General features: G+C 70.5%; 20 protein-coding genes and 1 pseudogene. 11 read left to right on the forward strand and 10 right to left on the reverse strand.

The window, feature by feature from the left end:
• The first annotated feature begins 94 nt into the window (after positions 1–94).
• The 9 genes and pseudogenes from uvrC to LVQ62_RS11990 all read left to right on the forward strand — a co-directional run bounded on the left by uvrC (position 95) and on the right by LVQ62_RS11990 (position 8994).
• A pseudogene (uvrC, locus tag LVQ62_RS11950) lies at positions 95–2138 on the forward strand (excinuclease ABC subunit UvrC).
• A gap of 28 nt (positions 2139–2166) precedes the next feature.
• Positions 2167–3078 carry an RNase adapter RapZ gene (gene rapZ, locus LVQ62_RS11955; RefSeq protein ID WP_179480933.1) on the forward strand — a complete coding sequence of 304 codons (912 nt, stop codon included), beginning with the start codon at positions 2167–2169 and terminating at the stop codon, positions 3076–3078.
• 11 nt (positions 3079–3089) lie between these two features.
• Positions 3090–4052, forward strand: coding sequence for a uridine diphosphate-N-acetylglucosamine-binding protein YvcK (gene yvcK, locus LVQ62_RS11960; protein ID WP_233761855.1), 963 nt, complete (start codon positions 3090–3092; stop codon positions 4050–4052).
• A gap of 112 nt (positions 4053–4164) precedes the next feature.
• Positions 4165–5148 (forward strand): DNA-binding protein WhiA, encoded by a 984-nt coding sequence (whiA, locus tag LVQ62_RS11965; RefSeq protein ID WP_233761857.1) that lies wholly within the window; start codon positions 4165–4167, stop codon positions 5146–5148.
• 121 nt (positions 5149–5269) lie between these two features.
• A complete protein-coding gene (gap, locus tag LVQ62_RS11970) occupies positions 5270–6265 on the forward strand; it encodes a type I glyceraldehyde-3-phosphate dehydrogenase (RefSeq protein ID WP_179480926.1) in 996 nt (331 codons plus the stop codon).
• Positions 6266–6270: 5 nt separating this feature from the next.
• On the forward strand, positions 6271–7470 hold the full coding sequence (gene pgk / locus LVQ62_RS11975; protein WP_233761859.1) for a phosphoglycerate kinase: 1200 nt from the start codon (positions 6271–6273) through the stop codon (positions 7468–7470).
• Positions 7471–7473: 3 nt separating this feature from the next.
• On the forward strand, positions 7474–8277 hold the full coding sequence (gene tpiA, locus LVQ62_RS11980; protein WP_233761861.1) for a triose-phosphate isomerase: 804 nt from the start codon (positions 7474–7476) through the stop codon (positions 8275–8277).
• 112 nt (positions 8278–8389) lie between these two features.
• Positions 8390–8632 carry a preprotein translocase subunit SecG gene (gene secG, locus LVQ62_RS11985; RefSeq protein WP_179480920.1) on the forward strand — a complete coding sequence of 81 codons (243 nt, stop codon included), beginning with the start codon at positions 8390–8392 and terminating at the stop codon, positions 8630–8632.
• An 11-nt stretch (positions 8633–8643) separates the two neighbouring features.
• Complete coding sequence (locus LVQ62_RS11990) at positions 8644–8994, forward strand: RNA polymerase-binding protein RbpA (RefSeq protein WP_233761863.1); 351 nt, start codon at positions 8644–8646, stop codon at positions 8992–8994.
• A gap of 66 nt (positions 8995–9060) precedes the next feature.
• Here the strand turns inward: LVQ62_RS11990 and LVQ62_RS11995 are convergent, their stop codons facing one another.
• Positions 9061–10251, reverse strand: coding sequence for a winged helix DNA-binding domain-containing protein (locus LVQ62_RS11995; protein WP_233761865.1), 1191 nt, complete (start codon positions 10249–10251; stop codon positions 9061–9063).
• Positions 10252–10424: 173 nt separating this feature from the next.
• On the opposite strand from LVQ62_RS11995, the gene LVQ62_RS12000 reads away from it, so the two are divergent.
• Positions 10425–10853, forward strand: coding sequence for a VOC family protein (locus LVQ62_RS12000; RefSeq protein WP_233761867.1), 429 nt, complete (start codon positions 10425–10427; stop codon positions 10851–10853).
• A gap of 65 nt (positions 10854–10918) precedes the next feature.
• On the opposite strand, the gene pgl is transcribed toward LVQ62_RS12000, so the two are convergent.
• Genes pgl through tkt form a run of 6 tightly spaced genes read right to left on the reverse strand, consistent with a single transcriptional unit; the run spans position 10919 to position 19111 of the window.
• Complete coding sequence (gene pgl / locus LVQ62_RS12005; protein ID WP_233761869.1) at positions 10919–11671, reverse strand: 6-phosphogluconolactonase; 753 nt, start codon at positions 11669–11671, stop codon at positions 10919–10921.
• Positions 11672–11674: 3 nt separating this feature from the next.
• On the reverse strand, positions 11675–12628 hold the full coding sequence (locus LVQ62_RS12010) for a glucose-6-phosphate dehydrogenase assembly protein OpcA (RefSeq protein WP_179480912.1): 954 nt from the start codon (positions 12626–12628) through the stop codon (positions 11675–11677).
• Positions 12625–14169 (reverse strand): glucose-6-phosphate dehydrogenase, encoded by a 1545-nt coding sequence (zwf, locus tag LVQ62_RS12015; protein WP_233761871.1) that lies wholly within the window; start codon positions 14167–14169, stop codon positions 12625–12627. The genes LVQ62_RS12010 and zwf overlap by 4 nt, the downstream gene beginning before the upstream one ends.
• A complete protein-coding gene (locus tag LVQ62_RS12020) occupies positions 14166–15812 on the reverse strand; it encodes a glucose-6-phosphate isomerase (RefSeq protein ID WP_233761873.1) in 1647 nt (548 codons plus the stop codon). Before LVQ62_RS12020 ends, zwf begins: the two co-directional genes overlap by 4 nt.
• Positions 15812–16945 (reverse strand): transaldolase, encoded by a 1134-nt coding sequence (tal, locus tag LVQ62_RS12025; RefSeq protein WP_233761875.1) that lies wholly within the window; start codon positions 16943–16945, stop codon positions 15812–15814. Before tal ends, LVQ62_RS12020 begins: the two co-directional genes overlap by 1 nt.
• A 24-nt stretch (positions 16946–16969) precedes the next feature.
• On the reverse strand, positions 16970–19111 hold the full coding sequence (gene tkt / locus LVQ62_RS12030; RefSeq protein WP_208051993.1) for a transketolase: 2142 nt from the start codon (positions 19109–19111) through the stop codon (positions 16970–16972).
• A 315-nt stretch (positions 19112–19426) separates the two neighbouring features.
• Between tkt and LVQ62_RS12035 the strand changes: the two genes are divergently transcribed.
• A complete protein-coding gene (locus LVQ62_RS12035) occupies positions 19427–20440 on the forward strand; it encodes a heme o synthase (RefSeq protein ID WP_255696398.1) in 1014 nt (337 codons plus the stop codon).
• 346 nt (positions 20441–20786) lie between these two features.
• On the opposite strand, the gene LVQ62_RS12040 is transcribed toward LVQ62_RS12035, so the two are convergent.
• The 3 genes from LVQ62_RS12040 to LVQ62_RS12050 are packed head-to-tail and all read right to left on the reverse strand — an operon-like array spanning position 20787 to position 23172.
• Positions 20787–21764: a heme A synthase gene (locus tag LVQ62_RS12040; RefSeq protein ID WP_208051992.1), complete on the reverse strand. Its 978-nt coding sequence runs from the start codon at positions 21762–21764 to the stop codon at positions 20787–20789.
• The gene (locus tag LVQ62_RS12045; RefSeq protein WP_208051991.1) at positions 21764–22513 is read right to left on the reverse strand and encodes an ABC transporter permease; all 750 of its coding nucleotides are present in this window, start codon (positions 22511–22513) and stop codon (positions 21764–21766) included. The genes LVQ62_RS12040 and LVQ62_RS12045 overlap by 1 nt, the downstream gene beginning before the upstream one ends.
• The gene (locus LVQ62_RS12050; protein WP_233767801.1) at positions 22510–23172 is read right to left on the reverse strand and encodes an ABC transporter ATP-binding protein; all 663 of its coding nucleotides are present in this window, start codon (positions 23170–23172) and stop codon (positions 22510–22512) included. Before LVQ62_RS12050 ends, LVQ62_RS12045 begins: the two co-directional genes overlap by 4 nt.

Raw genomic sequence — 23172 nt, forward strand, 5'->3', positions numbered from 1 at the left:
GTGGGCGCCTGACCGTCGACCTGTGACCTGCGACGACGACCGCTCGGCCGAGGCGCATGCCTGCCCTGTCGGCGGTGGTTCGTAGGCTGACCCGGTGGCAGACCCGTCGTCCTACCGTCCGAAGCCCGGGGAGATCCCGGTCGATCCGGGCGTCTACCGCTTCCGCGACAAGGACGGGCGGGTCATCTACGTCGGCAAGGCCAAGTCGCTGCGCAGCCGACTGTCGTCGTACTTCCAGGACATCGCGGCGCTGCACCCGCGGACCCGCACCATGGTCACCACCGGCGCGAGCGTCGAGTGGACCGTCGTCCGCAACGAGGTCGAGGCGCTGCAGCTGGAGTACTCCTGGATCAAGGAGTACGACCCCCGCTTCAACGTCAAGTACCGCGACGACAAGTCCTATCCCTACCTCGCGGTGACGATGGGGGAGACCTACCCGCGAGCGCAGGTCATGCGCGGCGCCAAGCGCAAGGGCACCCGCTACTTCGGTCCGTACGCGCACGCCTGGGCGATCCGCGAGACCCTCGACCAGCTGCTGCGCGTCTTCCCGGTGCGCACCTGCAGCAGCGGTGTCTTCAAGCGGGCCGGCCAGGTCGGCCGCCCCTGCCTGCTCGGCTACATCGACAAGTGCTCGGCACCGTGCGTGGGCCGGGTCACCGAGGACGAGCACCGCGAGATCGCCGCCGACTTCTGCGACTTCATGGCCGGCAACACCGCGCGCTTCCAGAAGCGACTGGCCCAGGAGATGCGCGACGCCAGCGCCGACCTCGACTTCGAGACCGCGGCCCGCCGTCGCGACGACCTCGGCGCACTGGAGAAGGCGCTCGAGCGCTCGGCCGTCGTGCTGGGCGACGCCACCGACGCCGACGTCTTCGGTGTCAGCGACGACGAGCTCGAGGCGGCCGTGCAGGTCTTCCACGTCCGCGGCGGCCGGATCCGCGGCCAGCGCGGCTGGGTGGTCGACAAGCAGTCCGAGGGCGACCTGGGACTGGCCGAGGTCATCGAGCGGCTGCTCGGGCAGGTGTACGGCGGGGGAGTCCGGCGACGGGGTGCCCCGCGAGGTGCTGGTGCCCGTGCTGCCGCCCGACCCCGAGCCGATGGCGCAGTGGTTGCAGGGTCTGCGCGGCTCGAACGTCGACCTGCGGGTGCCGCAGCGCGGCGACAAGCGCACCCTGATGGAGACGGTGCAGCGCAACGCGACTCAGTCCCTGGCCCGGCACAAGGTCGCCCGTGCCGGCGACCTGACCGCGCGCAGCCAGGCGTTGCAGGACCTGCAGGAGGCCCTCGACCTGGGTCAGGCGCCACTGCGGATCGAGTGCTTCGACGTCAGCCACATCCAGGGCACCAACGTGGTGGCGTCGATGGTCGTCTTCGAGGACGGTCTGCCGCGCAAGGCGGAGTACCGCCGCTTCATCGTGCGCGGCACGACGGCACCGGACGGCACCGTGCGACTGGACGACACGGCCGCGATGGACGAGGTGCTGACCCGCCGCTTCCGGCGCTACCTGGCCGACCGCGACGGCGCGAACGACGTGGAGCTGGATCTCGGTGACAGTCCCGACGTCGAGGAGATCGCGGGGACCGGGCCGGGTGCGCGGACACCGCCGGTGTCCGGGCCGATCGACGAGACCACCGGCAAGCCCAAGCGGTTCGCCTACCCGCCGCAGCTGGTCGTCGTCGACGGAGGCAAGCCCCAGGTCAACGCCGCGGCGCACGCCTTGGAGGCTCTCGGTATCGACGACGTGGAGGTCGTCGGCCTGGCCAAGCGTCTGGAGGAGGTGTGGGTCGCCGATGACGACTTCCCGGTGATCCTGCCGCGTACGAGCGAGGGTCTCTACCTGCTGCAGCGGGTCCGCGACGAGGCACACCGCTTCGCGATCACCTTCCACCGTCAGCGTCGGTCCAAGGCGATGACCACCTCCGCGTTGGACGGGATCCCGGGTCTCGGCGATGCCCGGCGCAAGGCGCTGCTGAAGCAGTTCGGTTCGGTCAAGAAGATGCGTGCCGCCCTGCCGGAGGAGCTCGCCACCGTCCCCGGCATCGGCCCGGCCCTGGCGGCGACGATCCATGACCGACTGCGCGAGGATGTCGACACCACCCCGGCCATCAACCTCTCCACCGGTGAGGTCCTCGACTGATGGGGCCCGCGACCAGCAAGGAGCCCCGATGAGTGACCAGGCCGACCCGCTCAGTTCCGCAGCGTCCCAACTGGTGATCATCACCGGCATGTCCGGTGCCGGTCGCAGCACCGCGGCCAACGTGCTCGAGGACCGTGGCTGGTACGTCATCGACAACCTGCCGCCGCAGCTGCTCGTCTCGATGGCGAGCCTGCTGGACCACGGCGGCGACGACAACGGCGACGAGGACTCGAACGGGCGACGGCTCTGCGCCGTGGTCGACATCCGGTCCCGCACCTTCTTCGCCGAGTTCACCGAGGGGCTCGAGCGGCTGCGGGCCGGCAACTACCGGCCGATCGTGGTCTTCATGGATGCGACCGACGAGGCCCTGGTGCGCCGGTTCGAGTCCGTACGCCGCCCGCACCCGTTGCAGGGGGAGGGCCGGCTGCTCGACGGCATCGTGGCGGAGCGGGTCGCACTGCGCGACCTGCGCGCCGCGGCCGACGTCCTGATCGACACCAGCGGCCTGAACGTGCACCAGCTCAGCACCAAGGTGCGCGAGATGCTCGGCGACGACAACTCTCCCGACCTGCGGGTGGCGGTGATGTCGTTCGGCTTCAAGTACGGCATCCCGCTGGATGCCGACATCGTCTTCGACATGCGCTTCCTGCCCAACCCCTTCTGGAATCCCGACCTGCGCCCGTTCACCGGCCAGGACAAGGTGGTGTCGGACTTCGTGCTCGCGCAGTCCGGGGCCGAGGAGTTCCTCGAACGCGCACTGGCCATGCTGGAGCCGGTCTTCGCCGGCTACCGCCGGGAGGGGCGCAGCTACGCCACCCTGGCCGTCGGGTGCACAGGCGGCAAGCACCGGTCCGTCGCGATCACCGAGGCGCTCGCCGAACGTCTGGGCACCGGTCGCACCCATGCCGTGACCGTCCACCGCGACCTGGGACGAGAGTGAGTGCTCCGCGGGTGACCACGCCCGCCGCGTTCGCCCGGCCGGCCGTCGCCGCTCTCGGCGGCGGTCACGGACTGGCCGCGTCGCTGCAGGCCCTGCAGCTGGTGACCGACAAGATCACCGCGATCGTCACCGTCGCCGACGACGGGGGGTCGAGCGGGCGGTTGCGCGACGAGTTCGACATCCTGCCGCCCGGCGACCTGCGGATGGCGCTCGCTGCGCTCTGTGACACGTCCGAGTGGGGACTGCAGTGGCGCGACGCCCTGCAGCACCGGTTCGCCGGCGACGGCCCGCTCGGCGGCCACGCGCTCGGTAACCTGATCATCGCGTCGCTGTGGGATCTCCTCGGCGACCCGGTCGCGGGCCTGGACCTGGTCGGCCGGCTGCTCGGATCCCGCGGTCGGGTGCTGCCGATGGCGGCCGAGCCGCTGCGCATCGAGGCCAGCGTGCTCGGCGCCGATCCCGACCGCCCCGACGAGGTCGTCGACGTCGTCGGGCAGGTCGAGGTGGCGACCACCCGTGGCCGCGTGCAGAGTGTGCGACTGCACCCCGACCCGCCCGCGCCCTGCCTGCCGGCCGTCGAGGCGGTGGAGCACGCGGACTGGGTGATCCTCGGTCCCGGCTCCTGGTACAGCTCGGTGATGCCGCATCTGCTGGTGCCGGACCTGTGCCACGCGCTCGTCCAGACGAAGGCGCGAAAGATGTTGACACTCAACATGATGCGGCACGACGGCGAGACCGAGGGCTTCGCCGCCGCGGACTATCTCGAGGTGTTGACCGCGCACGCACCCGACCTGCACCTGGACGTCGTGCTGGCCGACGTGTCGGTCGATGGGGAGGAGGCGGACCTGCTCACCGAGGCCGCCGGCCGCCTGGGCGCCCGCGTCGTCCGCGCCCCGGTCGCCGACACCGACACCCCCGGCACGCACGATCCGCTGCGTCTCGCAGCGGCGTACCGCGACGTCCTGGACGACTGAAGCCCCCTCACCTGCGCAAACGCGACACGCCGTACGGCGGTCGGTGGCCCTGACGGAAAAGTCGGGCCCGTGACGACCCGAGCAGCGCGTCGCCGGTGCGAGAATGGCGCCCATGCCTGCGATGACTGCCACCGTCAAAGACGAGTTGAGCAGGTTCGCCGTCACCAAGACGTGTTGCCGGAAAGCGGAGATCTCCGCCGTGCTGCGCTTCGCCGGCGGGCTGCACATCATCGGCGGCAAGGTGGTGATCGAGGCCGAGCTCGACACCGCGGCGACCGCTCGCCGCCTGCGACAGGACATCGCCGCGGTCTACGGGCAGAAGTCCGAGCTGGTCGTGATGAGCGGCAGCGGTCTCAAGCGCGGCAGCCGCTACGTCGTACGCGTCGTCGGTGACGGCGAGGCCCTTGCGCGCCAGACCGGCCTCATCGACACCAAGGGGCGTCCGGTGCGCGGCCTGCCCCCGCGGGTCGTCAACGGTGCCGTCTGCGACGCCGAAGCCGCGTGGCGTGGTGCCTTCCTCGCGCACGGTTCGCTGACCGAGCCGGGCCGTTCCTCCTCCATGGAGGTCACCTGCCCCGGGCCGGAGGCCGCTCTGGCCCTCGTCGGTGCAGCCCGCCGCATGGGGATCTCTGCGAAGGCCCGCGAGGTCCGCGGGATCGACCGCGTGGTCATCCGTGACGGCGACGCGATCGGGGCGATGCTGACCCGGCTCGGCGCCCACGACGCGGTGCTGGCCTGGGAGGAACGGCGGATGCGCCGCGAGGTGCGGGCGACCGCGAACCGGCTGGCGAACTTCGACGACGCCAACCTGCGCCGCTCCGCACGGGCCGCCGTCGCGGCCGGCTCCCGCGTCGAGCGGGCCCTGGAGATCCTCGGCCCGGACGTGCCCGACCACCTGGCGCGGGCGGGGCGGCTGCGGGTCGAGCACAAGCAGGCGAGCCTCGAGGAGCTGGGTCAGTTGGCTCAGCCGCCCATGACCAAGGATGCGGTGGCGGGGCGGATTCGTCGGCTGCTCGCGATGGCCGACAAGCTGGCCGGCGACCGGGACATTCCCGGCACCGACGCCAACCTCACGCCGGACATGCTGGACGGCTGACCCGTCCGCGACCACGCGGGCCGGGGTCCGGGGACCGCACACGGCCGTTCGGCGTACCGGCGAGTTGTCCCATAGGGTCGAGGCCTGCCGAAGTCCTCCAACCAGAAGGAATGAGCCGATCGTGACTGTCCGGGTAGGTATCAATGGTTTTGGCCGCATCGGCCGCAACTTCTTCCGCGCCGCCGTCGCCTCCGGCGCCGACATCGAGATCGTCGGCGTCAACGACCTGACCAGCAACGCGACCCTCGCACACCTGCTGAAGTACGACTCGATCCTCGGGATCTTCGACGGCGACGTCACCTCGTCCGAGGACGAGATCACCGCGAACGGCAAGTCGTTCAAGGCCTTCGCCGAACGTGACCCCTCCGCGCTGCCGTGGGGTGACCTCGGCGCCGATGTCGTCATCGAGTCCACCGGCCTCTTCACCGACGCGACCAAGGCCCGGGTGCACATCGACGGTGGCGCCAAGAAGGTCATCGTGTCCGCGCCCGCGTCCAACGAGGACATCACCATCGTGATGGGCGTCAACGACGGCGACTACGACCCGGCGAAGCACCACGTCATCTCCAATGCCTCGTGCACCACCAACTGCCTGGCGCCGATGGCGAAGGCCCTCAACGACGAGTTCACCATCGTCAAGGGCCTGATGACGACGATCCACGCCTACACCGCCGACCAGAACCTGCAGGACGGCCCGCACAAGGACCTGCGCCGTGCCCGCGCCGCGGCCATCAATATCGTGCCGACCTCCACCGGTGCCGCGAAGGCCATCGGCCTGGTGCTGCCGGAGCTGAAGGGCAAGCTCGACGGCTACGCGCTGCGGGTGCCGACCCCGACCGGCTCGGCCACCGACCTCACCTTCGAAGCGGGCCGCGAGACGTCGGTCCAGGAGGTCAACGAGGCCGTCAAGAAGGTCGCCGACGGGCGCTACCTGAAGTACACCGACGCCCCCATCGTCTCCAGCGACATCGTCACCGACCCCAGCTCCTGCATCTTCGACTCCGGCCTGACCAAGGTCATCGGCAACCAGGTCAAGGTCGTCGGCTGGTACGACAACGAGTGGGGTTACTCCAACCGACTCGTGGACCTGACGGCGCTGGTCGGCAAGGGCCTCTGAGCCCGATGCGCACGATCAAGGATCTGGGTGACCTGCGCGGCAAGAAGGTGCTGCTGCGCAGCGACCTGAACGTCCCGCTCGACAAGGACGGCGCCATCACCGACGACGGCCGGGTCCGCGCGTCGGTGCCGACCATCCAGCGGCTCACGCAGGCCGGTGCACGGGTGATCGTCTGCGCGCACCTCGGCCGGCCGAAGGGCGCACCGGAGGCGAGGTACTCACTCGCACCCGCGGCGAAGCGGCTGTCCGAGCTGCTCGGCGTCCCGGTGCCGCTCGCGCAGGACACCGTGGGACAGCCCGCGCACGCCACCGTCGACGCCCTGGGCGACGGCGAGGTCGCCATGCTGGAGAACCTGCGCTTCAACCCCGGTGAGACCGCGAAGGACGCTGCCTCCCGCGCGGAGTTCGCCGACCAGTTGGCCTCTCTCGCGGACGTCTTCGTCAGCGACGGCTTCGGCGTCGTGCACCGCGAGCAGGCCAGCGTCTACGACGTCGCCGAGCGGCTTCCGCAGGCGGCCGGCGGACTGGTCGAGCAGGAGGTCGCGGTGCTGCAACGCCTCACCCGGCCCGCGCGCCCGTACGCCGTGGTGCTCGGTGGCGCCAAGGTCTCCGACAAGCTCGGCGTGATCGAGAACCTGCTGCAGCACGCAGACATGCTGCTCATCGGCGGCGGCATGGTCTTCACCTTCCTGGCCGCGCAGGGCCACGAGGTGGGCACCTCGCTGTTGGAGAAGGACCAGATCGACCGGGTGAAGGGCTATCTGGCGGACGCCGAGAACAGGGGAGTGGACATCGTCCTGCCCGTCGACGTCGTCGCCGCCGATGCCTTCTCCGCGGACGCCGCGCACGACCTGGTCGCCGCGGACGCGATCCCGGCCGACCGAATGGGCCTGGACATCGGACCGGAGTCGGCGCAACTGTTCGCGCGCAGGATCGCCGGTGCGAAGACGGTCTTCTGGAACGGCCCGATGGGCGCGTTCGAGATGGCGCCGTACGCCGCCGGCACCCAGACCGTCGCGCAGGCACTGGTCGACGCGACGTCGGCTGGTGCGTTCACTGTCGTGGGCGGTGGCGACTCCGCCGCCGCCGTACGCCAGGGCGGATTCGCCGACGACGACTTCTCGCACATCTCGACCGGTGGGGGGGCGAGCCTGGAGTATCTGGAGGGCAAGACCCTGCCCGGTCTTGCCGTCCTGGAGGACTGACCCATGGCCGACACCACCGCCCGCGTCCCGCTGATCGCGGGCAACTGGAAGATGAACCTGGACCACCAGCAGGCCACCGTGCTGGTCCAGAAGCTGGACTGGATGCTGCGCGACAAGCGGCACGACTTCGCGCAGGTCGAGGTGGCGGTGATCCCGCCGTTCACCGACATCCGCTCGGTGCAGACCTTGATCGACGGCGACCGGCTCAAGCTGAAGTTCGGCGCGCAGGATCTGTCCGCGCACGAGTCGGGTGCCTACACCGGTGAGATCTCCGGCCGGTTCCTGGCCAAGCTCGGCTGCAGCTACGTGGTGGTCGGGCACAGCGAACGCCGCGAGTACCACCACGAGGACGACGCGCTGGTCGCTCAGAAGGTCGCCGCCGCGTACCAGAACGGCGTCACGCCGTTGCTGTGCGTGGGGGAGTCCCTGGAGGTGCGCCGCGCCGGCGACCAAGTGGCCTTCGTCCTGGGTCAGCTGGACGTCGCGCTGCACGGCCTGTCCGCCGAGCAGGTGGGCAGCATCGTCATCGCGTACGAGCCGGTGTGGGCCATCGGCACGGGCGAGGTCGCCACCCCGGACGACGCACAGGAGGTCTGTGCGGCCATCCGTGGCCGCCTGGGTCAGCTCTACTCCGACCAGGTCGCCGCGGCGGTCCGGGTCCTCTACGGCGGATCGGTTAAGTCGGGCAACGTCGCGGCCATCATGGCCAAGGACGACGTCGACGGCGCGCTGGTCGGCGGGGCCTCGATCGACGTGGAGGAGTTCGCGACGATCTGCCGCTACCAGGCGCATGTCGGCGCGACCTGATCCTCACCAGTAGCAGCCGGTATGCGGGTGGACCGCCGTCGACTGTGTAAAATTCGCAACGGCCGCCCGTACCGGGTGGGTCTCCGCTCCATCGAAGGTGAGTTCCAGGCACGTGGATGTCATCCGTATCGCCCTGCAGGTGATCGTCCTGCTGACCAGTGTCCTGCTGGTGCTCCTCATCCTGCTGCACAAGGGGCAGGGCAGTGGACTCTCGGACATGTTCGGTGGCGGGGTCTCCTCCAGCCTCGGCGGGTCCTCGGTCGCGGAGCGCAACCTCAACCGCCTCACCGTCGTCGGCGGTTCGCTCTGGATCCTGGCCGTCGTCGGCCTGGGTCTCGTCGCTCGATTCAGCTAGGGAGCCCGTTCGTGGCCGGTGGTAATGCAATTCGCGGAAGTCGAGTCGGTGCCGGCCCCATGGGGGAGGCGGAGCGGGGTGATTCCGCGCCGCGGGTGACGGTGGCGTTCTACTGCGCCAACGGGCACGAGACCCGGCCGAGCTTCGCGGAGGAGCCCGGTATGGCGATCCCCGAGACCTGGGACTGCCCCCGCTGCGGCCTGCCCGCCGGGCAGGACAAGGACAACCCGCCGACTGCGCCGCGCGCCGAGCCGTACAAGACCCACCTCGCCTACGTGAAGGAACGCCGCAGCGACGCCGAGGGCGCCGTCATCCTCGATGAGGCGCTCGGCACCCTGAGGGGCCGTGGCCTGATCCGCTGACCGGGCGGACTCTGTCGATGGGGTCGTGGCGCGCTCTATAGAGCGCGCGACGACCCCACAGTCGTCTCAGAGCGACTGCTCTAGGGGTGTGCGGGCGGCGGGGGTCACGATGGCACCGTCGAGCCTGGCGTGCAGTCGGGCCGCCGCCTCGTCAACGGCCGTACGCGCATCCTCGCCGCGCTCGGCCACGATCACGGTGCGGATCTCACCGGACGACGCGACGGCCCAGGATCCGATGATCTCCCCGTTCCACCAGAGCGTGGGACCGACGTTTCCGGCGCGGTCGAAGATCGCTTCCCGCTCGATGCCGAGGAACCAGTCGCGGTGCTTCCATCCCATGGGCGTGGGGTCGAGGGCGGGCAGCAGCGCAGCGACCGGCGGTCGGCGTCCGCAGTCCTCCGCATCCGCGGCATCCTGATCGGAGCCGTCGGAGAGGGCGATCCCAGGCCGCCCGTGCAGGTCGACCTCCTCGATCGGAAGTGCCTGGAGCACGCGGGCGGTGGTGGTCTTGGTCCACCCGGTCCACCACTGCAGGTCCTCGACCGTGGCGGGTCCGAATCGTTCCAGCCACCGGTGCGCGAGGTCGCGTTGCGCGTCCGCTTCGTCCACGATCGGGAGGCTGTGCGGCCACCAGGCAGTGGTCGGCTCCCACAGATGCTGGCGGCTGGTCCATGGTCCGGTCGGGGTGCTGCGGACGACCCGCCCGTCGGCGCTCATCAGCGTGAGGACGGACGTGGTGAGGCGCTGCGCACTCTCGGACGCCGTCCGCGCCGGTATCAGCGTCCGCAGAGCCGGCACCTCGGACGCCAACTGAGTTCCGGTGGCCGCGCCGAGCCGGACCAACGCGCTCTCGACGTCGTCTTCGAGGCGTCCCAGCCAGTCGTCCAGTTCGTCGGAGAGAGGTGGTTCGGTGCCATTGCGGACCATGCGGGAGATGAGCCGGCGGCGGAGCGTCGCTGCCACCGATGCGCTCACCGCGGCTTGGATCATCGGCACGTCATCGCGAGCGACGACGAACAGCGTGCGACGCATCCCCATCCAGCGCACCAGGCTGCGCCGGTCGTACATGGTCTCGGACACCTCGCCGAGCGTGGTCGCGGCACTGCGCGCGAGGACGGACAGGTACACCGACGCCGGGTCCGTCGCGTGAAGCGCGACGAGCGCCCGCGTCACCTCCTCCGGTCCGTCGGCGTCGCCGGCGAGGTGGTGGCGCCGGACGAGTGCACGGCGGCGTGCTTGCTCAGTCAGCCGTCGCAAAGGCCCTCCTGACCGAGCGCGGGCGTGAAAACATGATTGTCCACGCCGGGCGGCGCGAAGTCCGCCCAACAAGTGTGAGTTCAGCGCAGGCCTCACCGACGGCATTGTCATCCCCGCACTGCGCGAAGGGGCGCCCGGCGCCCGTGACAGATCCAGAGCTGGAGGACCCTCCCATGAGCGTCACCACCACCCCGCACATCAACTTCCGCGGTCGGGCCCGAGAGGCTCTCACGTTCTATCAATCCGTGTTCGGTGGCGAGACGTCGATCGCCACGTACGCCGACATCCATGCGGTCGAGGACCCGGCTGCCGCCGACCACGTCGCCTTCGGACGGGTCGACGCTCCGAACGGGTTCACGATCATGGCGTACGACGTCCAGCCGTCCAAGGGGTACGACCCTGGAGAGAACTCCTTCTACGTCACCCTGCAGGGCACAGTCGCAGAGGAGATCCAGACTCTCTGGGAAGGTCTGGCGCAGTCCGCCACCGCGGTACTGATCCCGCTCGGGCCCGCGCCGTTCTCCCCGCTCTACGGCATGCTCACCGACCACTATGGCGTCACCTGGATCGTCGGCGCCGACACCGCGCCCGAGGAGGCCTGAGCCGGCTCACCCGCAGGTGGGGTCGTAGCGCGCTCTATAGAGCGCGCTACGACCCCAGACGCGTCTCAGGAGGGGAGCTGGGACGCGGCGGCCTTGTCGAGCCACCAGATGGTGGCGTCGGTGCCGTGCGCCCCACTCGCCGGGTAGTCCCACGGGTCGGCGTCGGCTGACGTGGCGTGCGCGACCGCCTGCGCCTTCTCCTCGCCGGACACCAGGAACCAGACCTGCCGCGCGGCGTTGATCGCCGGGTAGCTGAGACTGATCCTCAGCGGCGGTGGCTTGGGCGACTCACGCACGGGGATCGCGGAGGCGTCGACATCGCGTTGTGCCGGGTGCTGCGGGAAGAGCGAGGCGATGTGCGCATCCGGTCCGACCCCGAGCATCAGCACGTCGAAGGCAGGCACGTCGGCGCCGGGCGCGGCGTACCGAGCCAGCTCCTGTGCGTACGCCGCCGCTCCGGCGTCCAGATCGTCGCCAACGGGGCCACCCGAGGGTGCCATCACGTGCACGTTGCCGTCCGGTACGTCGATGTGGTCCAGGAGCGCTTCCCGCGCCTCGGTGTCGTTGCGGTCCTTGTCGCCGAGCGGGACGAAGCGCTCGTCACCCCACCAGAAGTGCACGCTCGACCAGTCGATCTCGGGTCCGTGCTGGTCGCGCAGGCCGGCGAGGGTGCCCCCGCCCATCGAGCCCCCGGTGAGCACGAAGTGGGCGATGCCGCGCGCCCGCTGCGCGGCGACGATCTCCTCACCGAGGCTGCGGGCGACGGCAGCGCTCAGGTCCTGCTTGTTCTCGTGCACGACGAACTGCGGTCCACTCATCGTTCACCCTTTCGATCGGGAGGGTCGGCGGCCGCCCGCGGCGCCGGCGACCTCGGGCATGCCGACGACCAGGGCTTCGCGGTAGACGGCGTCGGCGTCCAGCCGGCGTAGCTCCTCGGCCAGGCATTCGGCGGTGTCGTAGCGGTGCAGGCTGACGACCTGATCCGGCTGATCGCGCAGCGTGAGGCGCGCGGTGCGGGACGACGCGCGGGTGAGCAGCAACGGACCGCTCGCCCGCTCCAGCTGCACGCTGTGTATCCCCGACCCGCCGTCGCTCTTCGTGCGCCGCACGGGACAGCGCAGTCGCGCCGCGAGCCATCCGGCCAGCAGGTCGGTGCTGGCCGAGTCGTGGGCGCCGCAGACGGTCACTGATTCCACCGACTCGTACGGCGGCTGGTCCAGCGCCGTGGCGAGCAGACCCCGCCAGCGGGTGGTGCGCGACCAGGCCATGTCGGTGTCCCCGGGGGCGTAGTGCTCTTGGCGCGCCAGCAGCGCCCTCGGGGGATTGCCCGACTGCGATACGTCGGTGATCCGGCGGATAGCCATCCGGCCGATCGGCGAACCTGCGACGTCCGCGTCGCAGTCGCCGGGCCACCAGGCGACCACGGGGGAGTCGGCCAGCATCAGTGGCACCGCCACACTCTCGCTGTGCGACGCCAGCTCGCCGTACAGGCGGCAGACGACGATCTCGCTCGCGCCGGCGTCGCCGCCGACGCGGATCTGGGCGTCCATTCGCGCTGCGCCGCGACCACCGGCGCGGATCAGCGTGATGATCCGGCTCGGGTGCTGGCGGCTGGCCTCGGCCGCGGCCTCCAGGGCCTTCTCGGCGCCGTCCTCGTCGGTGACGATCAGGAGCGTCATCACCCGACCCAGCGCGACCGCACCGACGGAGTTGCGCAGGGCGACCAGGCGCTTGCTCACCGCGCGGGTGTCGGTGTCCTCGAGCGTGACGATCACGGCATCCTCCATTCGCGGCCGTCGCGGCGCAGCAGCGCGTCCGCGTCGGCCGGGCCCCAGGTGCCCGCGTCGTACGGCTGGGGCCTGCCCTTGCGGGCCCAGAACCGCTCGATCGGGTCCAGGATCCGCCACGACGTCTCGACCTCGGCATGCCGCGGGAAGAGCGGCGGCTCGCCGAGCAGCACGTCGAGGATGAGGCGTTCATAGGCCTCAGGACTCGCCTGGGTGAACGCGCTGCCGTATCCGAAGTCCATCGTCACGTCGCGCACCTCCATCGAGCCCGCGCCGGGCACCTTGGAGCCGAACCGGATCGTGATGCCCTCGTCGGGCTGCACCCGGATCACGATGGCGTTCTCGCCCAGCTCGGAGGTGGCGGTGTCGGCGAACGGCAGGTGCGGTGCCCGCTTGAAGACGACGGCCACCTCGGTGACGCGTTTGCCGAGCCGCTTGCCGGTGCGCAGGTAGAACGGGACGCCCGCCCAGCGCCGCGAGTCCACCAGCAGCTTCACCGCGGCGTACGTCTCGGTGGTCGACTCCGGGTCGATGCCGTCCTCCTGCAGGAAGCCGGTCACCTTCTGGCTGCCCTGCCACCCTGCGGCGTACTGCCCGCGGGCCGTCGCGAGCGCCAGGTCGCTCGGGCTGTGTACGGCGGCGAGCACCTTCTCCTTCTCCGCACGCAGCGCATCCGCGTCGAAGGAGTTGGGCTCCTCCATCGTGGTGAGCGCGAGCAGCTGCATCAGGTGGTTCTGGATGACGTCGCGCGCCGCGCCGATGCCGTCGTAGTAGCCGGCCCGACCGGAGATCCCGATGTCCTCGGCCATCGTGATCTGCACGTGGTCGACGTAGTTGGAGTTCCAGACCGGCTCGAACATCCCGTTGGCGAAACGCAGCGCCAGGATGTTCTGCACCGTCTCCTTGCCCAGGTAGTGGTCGATGCGGAAGACCGACTCGGGTGGGAAGACGCTCTCGACGATCTCGTTCAGCGCGCGGGCGCTGGCCAGGTCGTGGCCGAACGGCTTCTCGATGATGACCCGCCGCCAACTGCTCGGGTCCTGGCGAGTGAGACCGCTGCGCTCCAGCTGCTTGCAGACGTCGCCGAACGCTGCCGGCGGGATCGACAGGTAGAACGCGTGGTTTCCGTCCGTGCCGCGCTCGACATCGGCCCTGGCCACCTCGTCGGTGAGCCGGTCGAAGCCGGCTTCGTCGTCGAAACTGCCTGACACGAAACGCAGTCCGTCCGCCAGTGCCCGCCACGACTCCTCGCGGAAGGGCGTGCGGGCACCCGCCTGGACCGCGCGGCGTACGACGTCGGTGAACTCCGCGAGGCTCCAGTCGCGCCGGGCGAACCCGATCAGCGTGAAGTTCGGCGGCAGTAGACCCCGGTTGGTGAGGTCGTAGATGGCGGGCAGCAGCTTCTTCTGCGCGAGGTCTCCGGTGATGCCGAACATCACCATGCTGCACGGCCCGGCGATCCGCGGGAGACGCCGATCGTCGGGGCCGCGCAGTGGGTTGATCCCGCGTGCGACGCGGGCGGGACTCACGAAGCAGACCCTCCCTGCGAGCTCTGGGTGGCCTGTGAGATCGCCTGCGTCAGCTGGGTCAGACCCTGGTCGTGCTCGGTGAGGTGCAGCTGCAGCACCGGCCGGCCGTGGTCGGCGAGCACCTTGGCGTCGCCACCGGACTGGGAGGTGATGAAGTCGCCGAAGGTGAAGTCACGACCCGGCACCTCCAGGTCCTGCCGCGGGGTGGTGGTGATCTGCAGGTAGATACCGATCGCCGGACCGCCCTTGTGGTACTGACCGGTCGAGTGCAGGAAGCGCGGTGCCCACCCGAAGGTGACCGGCCGGTCGAGCTTCGCGGCGAAGGCCACCCGTACGTCGGCCAGCGACTGGTCGGCGATCCGGTCCAGATAGGCCATCACAGCGAGGTAGCCGTGGTGCGGCATTTGCGCCAGCAGGGCGTCGATCGCGGCGGACACGTCCGTCGCGCCGCCGAGCCAGTCGCCGCCGAGCGCGCGCACCTCGATCGCGCCGTCGGTGAACGCCGGGGCGTCGCCGCCCCCGGTGCCTGCGCTCAGGAGCTCTCGCGACGCGGCCTTCGCACTCTCGACGTCAGGCTGGTCGAACGGGTTGATACCGAGCAGTCGCCCGGCCACCGCGACGGCGGCCTCCCACAGCAGCATGGACGCACCGAGCGAGCCGCCGACCGCGACGTCCGCCGCGCCCTGGGGCGTGGAGTCGTCGTCGCCCGCGACCAGGTGCACGCCCAGTTCGTCGTCCAGCAGTCCGCCCACGGAGGAGGTGCCGACCACGACCGGCAGCAGGCCCTTGCCGTCCTTGCCGGTGCTCTCCGCGATCAGCTGCTCGGCCCAGTCGCCGAAGCCGACGTTCTTGGTCCCGGCGTCGATGAGGATCACCTTGTCGCGCAACGGCGACGTGCCACCGAGGACGGCGCCGAGCCGCAGCGCCGGGTTGTCCTCGTCGTCGGTGGCGAAGAGGTCGGCCACCGCCTCCGCGTCGTCCAGCAGGGCGCCCACGTCGGCTCCGGCGAGCCCGCTGGGCACCAGGCCGAACGCGGTGAGCGCCGAGTACCGGCCGCCCACATCGGGATCGGCGTTGACCACCGTGTAACCGGCACCGCGCGCGTCCTTGTCGAGCGGGCTGCCCGGGTCGGTGACGACGACGATGCGCTCGGTCGGGTCGATGCCGGCGTCGTTGAACGCCTTCTCGTACGCGCGTCGCTGCGAGTCGGTCTCCACGGTCGAGCCCGACTTGGAGGACACCACGACGACGGTCTGCTCGAGGCGGTCCTGCAGCGCGGCGCGGACCATGTCGGGCTGGGAGGAGTCCAGCACCGTCAGCGGCACCCCGGCCGTCTCGCAGATGACCTCGGGCGCGAGCGACGAGCCGCCCATGCCGCAGAGCACGACGTGGGTGAGGCTCTTGGCCTGGAACTCGCTGCGCAGACCCTCGATCTGACCGACCAGCGGGCGCGACGAGTGCGGCAGACCGACCCAGGAGAGCCGCTTCCCCGCCTCGTCCTCGGCGGCGCTGCCCCAGAGGGTCTTGTCCTGCGCGAAGAGCCTGCTCGCGACCTTGTCGGTCACCAGCTGCGGCACGTGGGCGCTCACCGCGTCGGCGGCGGCACCGGCGGCGGCGACGGCGACTGCGGAACTGCTCTGCATCACGAGGCGGCCCCGGCCTTGTTCGCCGCGTCCAGCTCACCCTGCACCGAGTCCAGCAGCTCGGCCCAGGACTTCTCGAACTTGTCCACGCCCTCGTCCTCGAGCACCTTCACCACGTCGCTGTAGCTGACGCCGACGCCCTCGAGCGCGTCCAGCATGGCCTTGGCGTCGGCGTAGTGGGTGGTGACCTGGTCGCCGTCGACCTCGGCGTGGTCCGCGACCGCGTCGAGGGTCTTGGGCGGCATGGTGTTGACGACGTCGTTCACGGCGAGGTCCACGACGTACATCGTGTCCTTGTACGCCGGGTCCTTGACGCCCGTGGAGGCCCACAGCGGCCGCTGCACGCGGGCGCCGGCACCCTTGAGGGTCTCCCAACGCGAGGTCGAGAAGACCTCCTCGAAGGCCTGGTAGGCCAGGCGCGCGTTCGCGATGCCGGCCTTGCCCTTCAGGCCCTTGGCCTCGGCGGAACCGGCCGCGTCGAGCCGCTTGTCGATCTCGGTGTCCACGCGGGAGACGAAGAACGAGGCGACCGAGCGGATCTTGGACAGGTCGTGACCGTTCTCCTTGGCCTGCTCCAGACCACTCAGGTAGGCGTTCATCACGCCGCGGTAGCGCTCGAGGGAGAAGATCAGGGTCACGTTGACGCTGATGCCCGCCGCGATGGCGGTGGTGATCGCCGGCAGGCCCTCGACGGTCGCCGGGATCTTGATCATCACGTTCTCGCGGTCGACGCTCTTCCAGAGCTTGTCGGCCATCGCGGTGGTCGCGTCGGTGTCGTGCGCCATCCGCGGGTCGACCTCGATCGAGACCCGGCCGTCCTGCCCGTCGGTCGCGTCGTAGACCGGCTTCATGATGTCGCACGCGTGCCGCACGTCGCTGGTGGTGATGTCGAAGGTGGCGTCTTCGAGCGTGGCCGCGTTTCCGGCCAGCTCGCGCACCTGCTCGTTGTAGTCCTCGCCGTTCGAGAGCGCGCCGGCGAAGATCGTCGGGTTGGTGGTCACGCCGACGACGTTCTTCTCGTCGATCAGTTTGTGCAGGTCGCCGGACTGGATGAGGCCGCGGGACAGGTCGTCCAGCCAGATCGACACCCCCACATCGGACAGGGCCTGGGTTCGTGCGTTCGTGTCAGCCATCGCAAATGCCTCCTGGAAATCGGATCAGAGTGAGTTGAGAACGTCCTGCGCAGCCTGGACCACGTGCTCGCTGGTGAAGCCGAACTTCTCCATGAGCAGCGCGCCGTCGGCGCTCTCGCCGTAGTGGTCGATGCCGATCGCGACGCCGTTGTCGCCGACGATGTCGTGCCACCCGAAGGTGGTCGCGGCCTCGATCGAGACCCGGGCCTTGACGTTCGGCGGCAGCACCTGGTCGCGGTAGGACCGGTCCTGGTCGAAGAACCACTCGCGGCAGGGCAGGGAGACGACGCGGGCGTCGACGCCCTTCTCCTTCAGCGTCTTCCGTGCCGCGACCGCGACGCTCACCTCGGAGCCCGTGGCGATGAGGATGACGTCGGGGGTGTCCTTCTCGGAGTCGGCGAGGGTGTAACCGCCGCGGTCGACGCCGTCGGCCGAGGCGTACTCGGACCGGTCGAGCGTCGGCAGCGCCTGGCGGGAGAGCGCCAGTGCTGCGGGGCCGCGCCGGGTCAGGATCGCCTTCCACGCGGCTGCGGTCTCGTTGGCGTCCCCGGGGCGTACGACGGCCAGGTCGGGGATCGCGCGCAGCGCGGCCAGGTGCTCGATCGGCTGGTGGGTGGGTCCGTCCTCGCCGAGGCCGATGGAGTCGTGCGTCCACACGAAGGTGACCGGGATCCGCTGCAGCGCGGCCAACCGGACGGCCGGGCGCATGTAGTCGGAGAAGGTGAGGAAGGTGCCGCCGTACGGGCGGGTCAGTCCCTCCAGCGCGATGCCGTTGAGCGCCATGCCCATCGCGTTCTCGCGGATGCCGAAGTGCAGGGTGCGCCCGTAGGGGTTGCCCTTCCACGCCTCGGTCTGCCGATTCGCCGGGATGAAGCTGGGCTGGCCGTCCATCGTGGTGTTGTTGGACTCGGCGAGGTCGGCGGAGCCGCCCCACAGCTCCGGCATCACGTCGGCGAGGGCGGTGAGCACCTTGCCGGAGGCCGCGCGGCTGGCGATGCCCTTCGCGTCCGTGTCGAACGTGGGGAACGCCGCGTCGAAGCCCGCGGGGAGTTCGTGCGCCACCAGGCGGTCGAGCAGCTTCGCGCCGTCGGGGTTGGCGGAGCGCCAGGAGTCAAAGCCTTTCTGCCACTCCGCGTGTGCCTGGGCGCCGCGCTCCTTGGCCTTGCGGACGTGGGAGATGACCTCGTCGGAGACCTCGAAGGTCTGCTCGGGGTCGAAGCCGAGCAACTTCTTGGTCGCCGCGACCTCCTCGTCGCCGAGCGCGGACCCGTGGGCCTTGCCAGTGCCCATCTTGTTCGGGGCGGGCCAGGCCAGGATCGTCTTGAGTGCGATGAACGAGGGTCGGTCGGTGACGGCCTTCGCCGCCTCGATCGCGGCGAGCAGCGCGTCGACGTCCTCGACGTAGTCGCCGTCGCCCTTGCTGGATCCGCCGAGCCGCCAGTCGACGGTCTGCACGTGCCAGCCGTACGCCTCGTAGCGAGCGGCGACGTCCTCGGCGAACGACACGTCGGTGTCGTCCTCGATGGAGATCTGGTTCTGGTCGTAGAAGGCGATGAGGTTGCCCAGCTCCTGGGTGCCCGCGAGCGACGCGGACTCACCGGAGACGCCTTCCATCATGTCGCCGTCGGAAGCGACGGTCCAGATGTGGTGGTCGAACGGGCTGGTGCCGGGGGCGGCGTCCGGGTCGAGCATGCCGCGCTGGCGGCGCTGCGCCATGGCCATGCCCACGGCGGAGGCGATGCCCGAGCCCAACGGTCCGGTGGTGATGTCGACGCCGTCCGTGTGGTGGTACTCCGGGTGACCGGGCACCTTCGATCCCCAGGTGCGCAGCTTCTTCAGGTCATCGAGCTCCAGGCCGTAGCCGGAGTAGTAGAGCTGGATGTACTGGGTCAGGCTGGAGTGCCCGCAGGAGAGGACGAACCGGTCGCGGCCGATCCACTCCGGGTCGTTCGGGTCCACGCGCATCACGTGCTGGTAGAGCAGGTAGGCCAGGGGAGCGAGGCTCATGGCGGTGCCGGGGTGGCCGTTGCCGGTCTTCTGCACGGCGTCGGCCGCGAGGACACGGACCGTGTCCACCGCGCGTACGTCGATGTCGCTCCAGCCGGCGGTGTCCGCCTTCGGCAGGGGCAGGCTGGGGTCGCGGCGGGTGTCGGTGTCCAGACTCACGAAAAAACAGCTCCTTCGATTCGATGTGCGTACCACGGGTGCGGAGGCGTTCCTGCCAGCGAGCCTAGACCCGGGCGGTGCTGCCTGCGCACCTCGCCGAACCGTCCCGATATGTGCGATAACGATGAATCATGTTGATTTATGTCGACATCGCGCAAACTCGTCGTGGTCCGCCCTCCCGGCGCCACGGTGCCCGACGAGCGTCCGGCGCCGGGGTCTACCATCGAACCCGGACGCACGCGCCATCTGAAACAGGCCCTGACCGGCCGTGTCGGATGGTCGGCAGGCTGTCCAACCGACTCTCAGCCGCACTTCGTGAAGGACACCGTGACCGCCACCTCGCCGCACGCCGCGACGCAGCGCACACGGGACGCCCGTCCCGCCGGTGGACCCGACGCACCGTCCGGACCGCCGCCCGTCGGCGGGGGAGAGCGCTCCACGCGCAAGGTGATCGCCGACTACGTATCGCTCACCAAGCCGCGGATCATCGAACTGCTGCTGGTGACGACCTTCCCGGTGATGTTCCTGGCCGATCGCGGAGTGCCCGGCGTCTGGCTGATCCTCTCCACCCTGGTCGGTGGCACCTTGTCGGCCGGCTCCGCGAACGCGTACAACTGCTATCTCGACCGCGACATCGACCGGTTGATGCACCGCACCGAAGGCCGCCCGATGGCCACCGGAGCGATCAGTCCGCGCGCGGGCTTCCTCTTCGCCTCCGTGCTCGGGGTCGCGTCCGTCCTCTGGCTCGGCCTGCTGGTCAACTGGCTGTCCGCGGCCCTGTCCCTCGGGGCGATCGTGCTCTACGTGGGCTTCTACACACTGCTCCTGAAGCGGCGCACCTCCCAGAACATCGTCTGGGGCGGCGTCGCCGGATGCATGCCGGTTCTCATCGGGTGGTCCGCGGTCACCGACGGTCTGGCCTGGCCCGCGCTCGTGCTCTTCCTCGTCGTCTTCTTCTGGACGCCGCCGCACTACTGGCCGCTGTCGATGCGCTACAAGGAGGACTACGCCAGCGCCGGCGTGCCCATGCTTCCTGTGGTCGCGCGCGACAGCGCCGTCGCCGTGCAGGTCGTGCGCTACGCCTGGGCGACCGTCGTCACCTCCCTGGTGCTCGTCCCGGTCGCCGGGATGGGCGTGCTCTACACGCTCGTCGCAGCCGCATCCGGCGCGCTCTTCCTGTTCGAGGCGCACCGGTTGCGCCGGGCCGCGCGCGCCGAGGCGTCGTACGACGTGCTGCGCCCGATGCGGGTCTTCCACTACTCGATCAGCTACCTGACGCTGGTCTTCCTGGGGGTCGCGATCGATCCCCTGCTGCACCTGCCCTGGTGACCACGGTCGTCACCACGCCGTAGCTCCCCCTCGTCGGGCGAGGCCGGTCGGACGCGCTACGGAATCGGCACGTGCGTCGTACGCGGGGGAGCGGCTGCTACGCCGAGGTCCCACCCGGGCGGCTGCTCCCACCGAGGGGTTGCGCTGTCGATCCTGTTCCCGGGCGCCTGGAAGAGGCCCGCTCAGTACGCTCGCCGCTCCCACCCACCTTCCGCGTCGGCACGTGACCGCACTGCCGATCTCCCACCGGGGCGTGGACGGCGGGCGCGGGGAAGTGACCGCAGTGCCGACACCCTACTTGAGCGCGTACGGCGGAAGTAGGAAAGGCGCCGCCGTGCCGAGCGCGCTACGGAGTCGGCACGTGCGTCGTACGAGGCGCGGTGGTCGGACGCACCGTCGAGGCCGGCGCGCGCGTGGCCAGCACCCCCCAGGTCACGGCGACGACCAGCAGGCAGGCCATCAGCATGTGCACCAGGACGAGCGCGCCGGGAACGCCGAGGAAGTACTGGGTGTAGCCGACGATCGCCTGCAGGACCGTCACCAGGGCGACCAGGCGCCAGCTGCGGAACGCCGATCGGGCTTCCACGAGCGCCGTCGCCACCAGCATCGCGACGACCAGCCCGCAGAAGAGCATCACCATGTCGGCGTGCAGCCAGGCCGCCGAGCGTGGGCTGAACGCGAACCGGGCCGGGTGGGTCGCGTCGCCGGAGTGCGGGCCGGCGCCGGTCACCGCGGTGCCGAGCATCAGCACGAGCCCTGCGACGAACGCCGTGCCGGCACCGAGCAGCCGCACCTCACGGCGGACGGGCACCAGCCGGTGCTCGCGCACCTGCCACACGAGCCAGGCGGAGGTCGCGACGAGCGCCATCGAGATCAGGAAGTGCAGCGCCACGATCGCCGGGTTGAGGTGGGTGAGCACCGAGATGCCGCCGACGACGGCCTGCAGCGCGATCCCGCCGAGCACGCCGAGCGCCGGTGGTAGCAGGGCCCGCCGGTCGGAGGAGCGTCGGTGCCCGATGATCGCCAGGATGAGCAGCACCGCCACGATGCTGACCAGCGAGGTGAGCATCCGGTTGCCGAACTCGACGTACTTGTGCCACTCCTGCGCCTGGTGCTTCACCGGCGTGATGGAGCCGCTGACGCACTCCGGCCATCGCGGACAGCCGAGGCCGCTGCCCGACAGGCGCACCAGTCCGCCGGTGCCGACGATCAGGATCTCGACGGCGAGGTTGATCCAGGCCAGCGGCTTCAGCACCCGGGCCAGCCGATCGGTGAGGGCCACCCACCCGGTGCGTGCGTGGTGCGTGCGTGCGGTGGCGGTCATCAGTCGCTCCAGCGGAAGAATCGGGCGACCAGCGCCGAGCCGATCGCACCCCAGACGAGCAGGACGAGCACCGGCATCAGCACGTGGGTGTCGTGCCCGGTGAGTGCCGCCCGCATGCCGTCGCCGAGCGCCCCGGAGGGCAGCAGCCGGGCGATGTCACCGAAGCCGCCCGGGAGCCGGTCAGTGGGCACCAGCAGTCCCCCGAACGCGGCGAGCAGCACCCAGATGAGGTTGGCGACCGCCAGGGTCGCCTCCGCCCGCAGCACCCCGGCCAGGGCGAGCGCGAGCGATACCCATACCCAGCTGCCGACGACGAGAAGCACGATCCCGATCACGACACCGCCCGCATGCGGGTGCCATCCGAAGCAGGCGCCGAGGACTGCGAGCACGACGGTCTGCGCGGCGACGATGCCGAGCACCGCGATCGCCTTGGCCCACAGCAGCCCGGCCCGGCCCAGGGGAGTGGTGCCGAGCAGGCGCAGCACGCCGTACCTGCGGTCGAAGCCGGTGGCGATGGCCTGACCGGTGAACGCCGTCGAGACCACGGCCAGGGCGAGCACTCCGGGCACCGCCAGGTCGATCCGTCGGCCGCTCCCGAGGTGCGGCGCGGTGGAGACGGCGAGGCCGATCAGTGCCAGGGCCGGCAGGACGAGGGAGACGAGCAGCTGCTCGCCGTTGGTGAGCAGGGTGCGACTCTCGAAATTGGCCTGTGCGCGGATCCGGGCGGCGGGGGCGGCGGCATCGGTCATGCGGTGCGCGCCGTCCTGGTGAGGGCGAAGTACGCCGACTCGAGGGTGCCGTCGCCGTCGGGGCTGTTCCCGGCGCGTACCGCGGAGACGGTGCCGTCGGCCACGACCCGGCCCGCGGCGACGACGACGACCCGGTCGGCGAGCCGCTCGGCCTCCTCGAAGGAGTGCGTAGTGACGACGACGGCGCATCCCCGGTCGCGCGCGGCGCGGATGAGGTCCCACACGTCGAGGCGACTGTGCGGGTCCAGTCCAGCGCTCGGTTCGTCGAGGAACGCCACCTCGGGGCGGCCGATCAGTGCGGCGGCCAGCGCCAGCCGTTGGCGCTGTCCGCCGGAGAGCCGGCGGGTGGCGGTGTGCGCGAACTCGCCGATGCCGAGCGCCTCGACCAGGTCGGCGCGGTCGTCCTCGGAGTAGAGGGAGGCGAGGTGGGCGAGGAGCCGCACCGGCCGCACGCTTCCGGGCAGGCCGCCGTCCTGGAGCATGACGCCGACGCGGGCACGGTGTGCCGCGGGCGCTCGCCAGGGGTCGACGCCGAGGACGGTGATGGCACCCTGCTGCGGGCGGCGCAGTCCTTCGGCCATCTCGATCACCGTGGTCTTGCCCGCGCCGTTGGGACCGAGGACGCAGGTGACCTGCCCGGCCGCGGCGTCCCAGGTCAT

The sequence above is a fragment of the Allobranchiibius sp. GilTou73 genome (genome assembly GCF_021391335.1).
Classification (GTDB): domain Bacteria; phylum Actinomycetota; class Actinomycetes; order Actinomycetales; family Dermatophilaceae; genus Allobranchiibius; species Allobranchiibius huperziae.